Annotated in this window: 7 protein-coding genes and 1 pseudogene; 6 read left to right on the top strand and 2 right to left on the bottom strand. The window is 62.0% G+C overall.

What is annotated here, in order from left to right:
• Nucleotides 1–85: 85 nt before the first annotated feature.
• Nucleotides 86–1792, bottom strand: a complete 1707-nt coding sequence (locus OZ411_RS36490) for a Na/Pi cotransporter family protein (protein WP_282531829.1) — start codon at nt 1790–1792, stop codon at nt 86–88.
• A 190-nt stretch (nt 1793–1982) separates the two neighbouring features.
• On the opposite strand from OZ411_RS36490, the gene OZ411_RS36485 reads away from it, so the two are divergent.
• Nucleotides 1983–2363 (top strand): NUDIX hydrolase, encoded by a 381-nt coding sequence (locus OZ411_RS36485; RefSeq protein ID WP_282531828.1) that lies wholly within the window; start codon nt 1983–1985, stop codon nt 2361–2363.
• A gap of 262 nt (nt 2364–2625) precedes the next feature.
• Here OZ411_RS36485 and OZ411_RS36480 read toward each other — a convergent pair.
• A pseudogene (locus OZ411_RS36480) lies at nt 2626–3123 on the bottom strand (DNA polymerase IV); the annotation flags it as partial.
• A 581-nt stretch (nt 3124–3704) separates the two neighbouring features.
• On the opposite strand from OZ411_RS36480, the gene OZ411_RS36475 reads away from it, so the two are divergent.
• The 5 genes from OZ411_RS36475 (at nt 3705) to OZ411_RS36455 (ending at nt 8817) form a co-directional block, all read left to right on the top strand.
• The gene (locus tag OZ411_RS36475; RefSeq protein ID WP_282531827.1) at nt 3705–4577 is read left to right on the top strand and encodes a hypothetical protein; all 873 of its coding nucleotides are present in this window, start codon (nt 3705–3707) and stop codon (nt 4575–4577) included.
• A 65-nt stretch (nt 4578–4642) separates the two neighbouring features.
• Entirely contained in the window at nt 4643–5668 is a 1026-nt protein-coding gene (locus tag OZ411_RS36470) for a PhnD/SsuA/transferrin family substrate-binding protein (protein WP_282531826.1), read from the top strand.
• Nucleotides 5668–6501 carry an ABC transporter permease subunit gene (locus tag OZ411_RS36465; protein ID WP_282531825.1) on the top strand — a complete coding sequence of 278 codons (834 nt, stop codon included), beginning with the start codon at nt 5668–5670 and terminating at the stop codon, nt 6499–6501. The genes OZ411_RS36470 and OZ411_RS36465 overlap by 1 nt, the downstream gene beginning before the upstream one ends.
• Nucleotides 6498–7229, top strand: coding sequence for an ABC transporter ATP-binding protein (locus tag OZ411_RS36460; RefSeq protein ID WP_282531824.1), 732 nt, complete (start codon nt 6498–6500; stop codon nt 7227–7229). Before OZ411_RS36465 ends, OZ411_RS36460 begins: the two co-directional genes overlap by 4 nt.
• 37 nt (nt 7230–7266) lie before the next feature.
• On the top strand, nt 7267–8817 hold the full coding sequence (locus OZ411_RS36455; RefSeq protein ID WP_282531823.1) for an AMP-binding protein: 1551 nt from the start codon (nt 7267–7269) through the stop codon (nt 8815–8817).
• The last annotated feature ends 20 nt before the right edge of the window (nt 8818–8837 follow it).

Genomic DNA, 8837 nt, shown 5'->3' with positions numbered 1-8837 from the left:
GAACAGGTCGATGTCTGAACTGGCTGGGCAGAGCGGACGCGCTCTGCCCGCCCTTTCCGGGCGGCTGCGGGCCAGAAGCGGCCGTTCAGGAGGGCCCTACATTGGAAACACCCGGGTGAGTGCTCGTACCCAAGCGCTCAATCGGTTCAAGTTCAGCGAACCGTCCTGCTACTGGTTCGCCAGCCGCGTCGAGGATGGGATAGGCAACCGAGCAGATGTGCGAGTGAATCCGCCGGAGGTCACGCAAGACGTCGAGATGAAGCGATGTGGTTTCTATTGTCTCGGGACGGCCCTCGCGCAAGCGGTCAAGGTGTCGTTCAGTGGCAGCGAGTTCTACGTTGCGCAACGCGGCCTTCTCGACCAAAAGCTTGCGCGCCTCGTTTGGGTCTCCGGACATGAAGACGCTGAACGCAATCCGCAAGGAATCCATCGTGCGCTTGTGGAAAGCCAAAAGTTCTTCGGCGCCTTCCGGAGAGAATTGGAACCGGCGCTTGACCTTCTTGGTCGCCAGTTCACTCAAATTCTTGTCGATGATATCACCGATATGCTCGAGATTGATGGTAAAGGAGACTATCTCCATCGCCCGCCGTCCCTCGCGATCGTCGAGACTACCGCGGGTAAGCTTGATGACATACAGCTTGATTGCTTCATCGAGTCTGTCGACACTGTTGTCCATCCGTGAGACCTGATCGACTAGCTCGCGGTCGTTTGTCATTATCGCCGTCATCACTTTGCGCAGCATGATCTCGACGTGGTCGCCCATGTGCAACGCCTCGCGCGCTGCATCAACCAGTGCCAACGACGGGGTCTCCAGCGCGCTCTCGTCGAGATGCCGCGGCCGGGACGGGTCGGTTTCCGGAGCACGTTGAGGCAACAGCGTCTTGAGTAACCGCGCCAGGCTGTCGAGTAAGCCGATGAACAGAGCCGCGGTCGCGACGTTGAATGCAATGTGGAACAGTGCGATCGCCTTGGCGAGGTCAGGCTGCCACGATTGCAGATGGTCCGCGATCGGGTGCAGGAATGGTCCCACCAGCACCACACCGACCAGCCGATTGACGAGATTGCCTAATGGAAGGCGATAGCTGGCGGGATTGTCGCGGCGCGCTCCCTCGAAAATCGGATTGATCGCACTGCCGAGATTGGCACCGAGCACCAGCGCCAACGCCGCATAGGGCGAAACGAAATGCGCGTAGGCAAGCGACATTACCAATAGCACGCTGGCGACGCTCGAATGAACCACCCAGGTGACAAGCGCGCCGAAGACAATGCAGAGCACGGGATCGCCAGTGATAGCGTCCATGAACACACGCACGCCCGGAGCATTCTCGGCCGGCGCCAGCGTGTCCATCAGGATATGCAGCGCAAGCAGCATCAAGCCGAGTCCGATCGAGACGCGGCCGATGTCCTTGATGCGCGAACGCGGACCGCTGCGGAACGCAATCAGGCCGATAATGAAAAGGATGGGAGCGAGGGCGGCGATATTGAACGACAGGATTTGCACGATCAGCGTGGTGCCGACATTGGCGCCGAGCATGATCGCAAGTGCTGGCACCAAGCTGACCAGACCCTCTGATGTAAACGAACTCGTAATCAGGGCGGTGGCGGTGCTGCTCTGAAGCAGAGCGGTCAAACCAAGGCCGGCTGCAAAAGCGGTGAAGCGGTTCAGCGCTTTTGCCAGCAGCAGACGCAGGTCAGGACCGAACGCACGCAGGATTCCGCTGTGCACCATGTGCAAGCCCCACAGCAGCAATGCAACTCCACCCATCAAGTCGAGAAGAACAATGCTGCCCATCGTCGCTCGGTTCTGAATTTCAGTCGAATTGTTAGGCTATCGCTAAACCTTGACAGATCAACCATTTATTGACGGCTTTTAGCAGCGAGAGGCACTAAAATACCGCGGCGTTAACTAATTTCATCTTTAGATTTAAGCTACTATAATCATTGACGAATCTGATTCTAACGAACGGCAATTAGTTGGCAGAATGGCGAAGTCCTCAAAGCTGGTCGCGGTGAAGCGCGGCAAAGTTCTTTTGGTCAGACGCAGGCGCGACCGGCTGTGGATGTTCCCCGGTGGCCGGAAGCTCGCACGCGAAAGCGAAAAGGACTGCCTGCGCAGGGAGATCAAAGAAGAGCTGCCAAAGCTTAGAGTTGGGCGCGTCCAGCTTTGGAAAGAGGTGAAGTCCAAGAATCGTCGTTCAGGCAGAAAAATGAGCGATGCAATTTTTGTCGCCAGAAAGGCCTCCGGCAGCCTGATAATTGGCGATAGGAACGAGATCGACAGAGCGGTCTGGCGCAAGCCACGCGGCGTTCGGCTCACACCCACTTCGCGCTACATAAGGGACAAGTTGTTTCCCGCATCATAAACTTCACCCAGCGAAACAGGCCAACGTCAAAATTAAAATGGGCCGGAGGTGCATTTCCGTTTTGGGTCAAAATGGAAGAACTCCCGTCGAGCAAAGTGAGTCCGCTCTTACCGTGATCGCCGACATGCGAGCGGACATGGCTTTCTGTCGCTAAGGGTGAGGCCGAAGAAGCCCGTTGGGAGAAGGACAGGCCCGGCTGGAAGCCGCATTGCGACGGGCGCGAGGGTAAGGCTCTCGGAAGAAATGCCGGCGAGTGTCTACGTCAGATCGGCAGATCCAATTGAGGTTCAAGCTCCGTCTCGCTCTGCAGTGACGATAGCGAGACGCCCAATAGCCTCACCAACTTCGGAAGCGGCATCTCCTTCTCGAGCAAACCAACGGCCAAGCGCCCCAGGTCTTCGCGGCTCGACATGGTGGCGGGGATGGACCGGCTGCGGGTGATGATCTCGAAATCGGAGAACTTCACCTTCAACGTTACCGTGCGGCCGCGGTTGCCGGTGCTCTCACAATGATGCCAGACCTTGTCGATCAAAGGCTCGAGCTCAGCGACCAATGAGTTCAACTCAGAGAGATCGCCCGAGAACGTGGTTTCGACACAGACCGACTTCCGGATCCGGTTCGCACGGACCGGACGTTCGTCGACGCCGCGCGAGATCCAGTAATAGTGGGCGCCCGCCTTGCCGAAATTGGCGTTCATGAATTCGAGCGTCCGATTGCGCATGTCCAGGCCGGTAAAGATGCCAAGCCTGTTCATCTTCGCGGTCATGGGCGGCTCCCGGATATGCGTCGGACGATGGCGACATTGACCGAACAGTGAACGACAAACGGGGAGCTCCCCGCGAGTTCCGGCTGACGCACAGGCGGGGTCGCGTCCTCGCACGGCCTATCGACGGCGACGAACCACTACTCAAATAGAAATCGCTCTGCTCGGCTGCGCAACCCAGCCCGGCGCGCCGAAACTCGCCCCCTCACTCCCGCGCGCCCCCGGAAGTCATGCCGAGGGGCATCCCATCGGCAGTGCAAGTTCGTTCCGACTCCGGCCTGAAGCAGGCGAGGAGCTGAGCGGTCACCGTCGCCGTGGCGCCACTGAAGGGGCGGGACGTTTGCGAATTCGTGACATGAGCGATGAGGTGCTGTCGGAGATTCACCAGTATGAAAGCGTGCTGGGAACGACATTTCTCGGGAGCGGCGATTTGATGGATTCTGTGCCACCGCGGCACAAATATTCGAAAACACTGACTTGCTGCCATGCCTTACACCTGAGGTCACGCTACCGCGTCGCAGGCGCCTTCGCATCGATACCTGGGCCGGTCCGCTCGTCGCCAACCTGAGGCAGAAGACATGACGTCCATCAGCGCATACCCCACCAAAATCCGCATCTCGCCGAATCCACCAGTATTCGACCTTCCAATCCTGGTCGCCCTTGAGCACGGGCTTTTCGCCAAAGCCGGTCTCGATGTCGATTACTCCGTGAAATACGCGGATCACGACAAACTGGAAAAGAATGTGCTCAAGCGCCAGAAGGAAGCGCTGTTCGAAGCCGGCTCGGCCGATAACTTCAATGTCTGCGAATGGGGCGGCATAGACCGCATCGAACGCGGCACCGGCCGCGGCAAGATCGCTGCCCTGCGGCCCGCGATCGCGGCCCAGGCGATCGTTTCGTTCGACGCACAACTGCAGTCGCCGCGCGACCTCGCAGGCGTGGCCATCGGAATCAACGATTTCACCGGATCGCACTATACCACGATCGGGCTGCTCGAAGGCGCGATTGCCAAGGACCAGATCGTTACGACGCATATCGGCGCGCCCGAGGTGCGGTTGCAGGCGATGAAGGAAGGCCGCGTCCGTGCCGTAACGGTGATGGAGCCATTCATCAGCCTGGCGCTCAAGCAGGGCGCGCACCTGATCGCGCTGACATTCTATCGCGGCGCCGAGGTGGTGTCTCCGGATCTGCAGGCGCTCGACATCGAAAAATATTTTAAGGTGCTCGATGAGGCCGTCGACCTGATCAACGCGAACTTCGGGCGGTATGCGCACTACATCGTGGCGATCGCCAAGGAAGACATCCGTCCCGACGAGCTTGACGGCCGTTTCGTGCGCTACACGCATGCGCAGCGCTACTCGCCGGAGCTGTTCGATCCGGCTTATCACTGGATGAAGGACCGCGGCTTCACCGACGGACGCAACAGCCACGATACGCTCGTCGTTTCCTGACCATCGACACCGCCGGGCGGCAACCGCCCGGCGGCTCCTTCAATCGTTGGGATCGTTACGGAGTCATGAGCTCAAATAGTAGCACCACTGCCGCAGCGGATCTGCCGACGCGGCGAACGATGCTTGCGGGTGTCGCGGGCCTCGCAGTCGCCCCTCTTGTCTTCGGCCCGGCGGTCGCGGCATCCAAACCTGTAGTCAACATCACGCTGCCGACGCCGGGAAGTGCCGGCTCGATCTGGCGCGGCGCGATCACCGCGGTGCCCGCTGCGCTCCGTGCGGACTTCGACGTCAACTGGGTTGCCGGCGATCCCGGACAGATGCAGGTGCAGCTCGCGGCCGGATCGCTCGACATCGGCGTGTTCGGCGCCATCGGCCTTGCCAACCTGGCGCGCAAGGGCAGCGATATCACCCTGTTCGGACCCGCGCTCGACAATCACGGCCGCATCATCGTGAAAGCCGACAGCCCGTTCCGCAAGCCCGCGGATCTCGTTGGCAAGCGGATCGCCACTCAGCCGAAGACCACCGAAACCTATCAGCAGGCGCGCGTCGCGCTGTCGCTGATCGGCATCGACGTGGAGCGCGACGTCGAGGTCATCTTCGGACCGCCGACCGCCAGCCTGGCGCTGTTCGACCGCGGCGATGTTGACGCGGTGATCATCGTCGAACCGACGGCGACCCGCGCGATCGGCGGCGGAGCGCGCGAGCTCGCCAGGATCGGCGATATCTGGAAGGAAGCGTCCGGCGCGGCTGCCGCGCCGTTCCTCGTCGGCCTGGCCGCCAAGAATAGCTGGCTCACCGCGAACCGCAGCCTCGCCACATCGGTTGCCCGGCTGTTCGCGGCGGCCAATGGCGCGCTGCGCGACAATCCGAAGCTGTTCATCGAACATGCCGGGGAGATGGGGTTGAGGCCAAAGGAGACCGCCGCCATCGATCTGCTGCCGGCCAGGCTACCGGACGTCTATCCGACCGAGTGGAATCAGAGCGTGTGGAGCGCGATCGACCGGCAGATCGACGTTGCCGTGAAGCTGCGCTTGCTCGACGCCGCACCGGGTCGCAAGCTTTACGATGGCGTTGCGCTTGAGAAGGCATGATGGCTGATATCCTGCAGGAGCAAGTGACTGCGACACGGGCGGTGCGGCGAGGCGCTGCCGCGCTGCAATTGCGGCGGCTGGCGGCGATCACGCTGCCGTCGATCGTGTTCTACATCTGCCTGATCGCGTTGTGGGAGACCATGGCGCGCGTCATTGCCAGCCCGCTTGTCCCCAATGTCGCTGAGATCGCAGAAGAGGTGCGGCGACTTGTGGTCGGTGGTTTCGCCGCGCGTCAGATCGGCATCACGCTGGGACGCATCCTTGCCGGCTTCGGCGTCGCCTTCGTCATCTCGCTGATCGTCGGCATTGCGGCCTCGAGAAGCGCGGTCTTTCGGCGGTTCTGCGATCCGGCCATCATTCTCGGCCTCACCGTGCCGGGCCTCGTCTGGGCGCTCCTCTGCGTGATCTGGTTCGGCGTCAGCCTGACGACGCCGGTGGTGTCGATCGCGCTCGGCATCACGCCGGTGATGATCCTGCATGTCCGCCAGGGCATGAATGCCGTGGATGCGGAGATCGTCGAGATGGCTCACGTGTTCAAGCTCTCGACCCGCGACAAGCTGCAGCATATCTGGATCCCCAGTCTCACGCCGCACCTGATCGGTGGCGGGCGTGTCGGGCTGTCATTGGCATGGAAGGTCATCGTTCTGGTGGAGCTGTTCGGCCTGTCGAACGGCGTCGGCTATCAGCTCAATTCGGAGTTCAGTTCGCAGAACGTCGCCGGCGTGCTCGCCTGGACGATCGTGTTCTGGGCGGTGATGGTCGCGCTCGAATATGGTGTGCTGCAATCGCTGGAGCGCCGCCTGTCGCGCTGGCGCCGGGTGTCCGAGCTATGAGCGTCGCGGTCCGCTTCTCCGACATCGGCAAGAGTTTCAGCCGCCCCAATTCCGGCAAGGTGGAGGAAGTGCTTCACCGCTTCGATCTCGATATCAGGGCGGGCGAACTCGTCGCCCTTGTCGGCCCCTCCGGCGTCGGCAAGACCACGCTGCTGCATATCGCGGCCGGGCTGGAAACGCCCGATCACGGGCGGATGGATACCGAGCCGCAGCAGGCGGTTAATCGGCTGGGCATGGTGTTCCAGCAGCCGCGCCTGCTGGAATGGCGGACCGTGAGGGCCAATATCGATCTGGTCGCCAAGGCGGCGGGCCGGGGAACGGCGCGAACCGCGTCGCTGCTGGCGCAGGTCGGATTGTTGGACTATGCCGATGCCTATCCCGGCGCGCTGTCCGGCGGGCAGAGGCAACGCGTCGCCATCGCGCGCGCCTTCGCCATCGAGCCCGAGATCCTCTTGCTCGACGAGCCGTTCAGCGCCCTCGACGAACTCACGGCGCGCCGGCTCAGGATCCTGATGCAGGAGATGTGGCTGCAGGCTCCGCCGACGGGGCTGCTGGTAACCCACAACATGCTGGAAGCGGCGTTCCTGGCGGACAAGATCGTCGTGCTGGGTGGCAAGCCGGCGCGAACGATTGCGACCATCGCCGTCGATCTGCCGAGACCGCGCGATCCCGAAGATCCGGAGCTGTTCGCGGCCTACCGCTGCATCATGGGCCTTCTTGCGCAATAGATTCATTGTCGAACCATGGAAGACAGGCGAGCCGCTCATGAGACTCGAGGCATTTCTTAGAACGCACGCGCAGCGCACGCCTGAAAAGACCGTTATCGTTCATGGATCGCGGCGGGTCTCGTATCGCGAACTGTCCACGACGGTGACGGTCCTGGCCGAGGCGCTGAAGAAGCTCGGATTGAAGGCCAATGACCGACTGATTCTCTATCTCGGCAACGAGGTGGAATTTGGCGAGCTGCTCTATGCGGCATTCAGCATCGGCGCGATCGTCGTGCCGCTCACGACCCGCCTGACCGCAGCCGAGCTCGCGCATATCGTCTCCGACAGCAAGCCGTGGGGGCTTGCGTTTCATGTCAATCAAAGCGCCGTCATCGACAGCCTGCCCGGCGATGCCGTGCGCCACCGGATCGCCATCGGCGGGCACGCCGAAGCCGCGCATGCCTACGGCGCCCTGCTTGCCCCGGCACAGAACGAGCCGATAGGCGATGTCGCGCTGGATCAGGACGACGCGCTTATCCTTTACACGTCCGGCACCACGGGGCGGCCGAAAGGCGCACTGACGACGCACCGCAATCTCGTCACACAGAGCTATTTTCTGAATTCGGTGCACTGGGGACTGACGTCCGACGATGTGTTTCTTGCTACCACGCCGCTGGCCCACCGGTTCGGATTCAGCCGGCTGTCGAGTGCGATCTGTTTCGGCGCGACGCTTGTCATCACGCCGAAATTCGAGCCCGAGGCAGCCATTGCTGCTGCCGAAGCGAACCGGGTGACGGTGATCGCGGCGGTGCCGACGGTATGCCGGATGCTGCTTCCCATCATCCAGCGCGAACCGTCGCGGCTGTCCGCGCTCCGGACCATCCTCACCACCGGCGAGGCATTTCCCGTTCCGCTCAAGGAAGCATTGAGAGACAACCTGCCACATGTCGGGTTGATCTCGTTCTTCGGCCAAACCGAGGCCGGCGGCGTGACGACCCTGGCGCCGGACGAACAAATCAGCCATGCGGCTTCGGTGGGGCGGCCGACGCCGGGCGTCGAAGTCAAGCTGGTCAATGAGGCGGGCGCGCGTGTCGGCGTGGACCAGGTCGGCGAGTTGCTGGTGCGATCCGGCACGCCGGGAAGCTGGACGACGATGCGGGGCTATTTCGATCGCCCGGAGGCGACGGCGGAAACGATCGTCGACGGCTGGATCAAGACGGGCGATCTCGCCCGTCAGGATGCCGACGGCTATCTGTATATCGTCGACCGCAAGAAGGACATGATCATCAGCGGCGGCTACAACATCTACAGCAAGGAAGTCGAAGTCGCCCTGCTCACCGATCCCGGTGTCGCCGACGCTGCGGTTATCGGTGTTCCGGATGCCGTCTATGGCGAGGCCGTGCTGGCCTTCATCGAGCCCCGGCCCGGCGCGAAGGTGACGCCGGAGTCCGTCATCGCGCGATGCCGCGATCTTCTGGCGGGATACAAGAAGCCGAGGCACGTCATTCTGCGCAGCGAGCTGCCACGCAACTCGATGGGCAAGATCCTGAAGAACGAATTGCGCCGGCAGGCGCTGGCAGAACTCGAAGCTGCCAAAGCGCCGGCCTGACCCGCCCGTGCGTGTGGGTC

Source organism: Bradyrhizobium sp. Arg237L, from assembly GCF_029990105.1.
Classification (GTDB): domain Bacteria; phylum Pseudomonadota; class Alphaproteobacteria; order Rhizobiales; family Xanthobacteraceae; genus Bradyrhizobium.
This window is presented reverse-complemented; position numbering and strand designations above follow the sequence as displayed.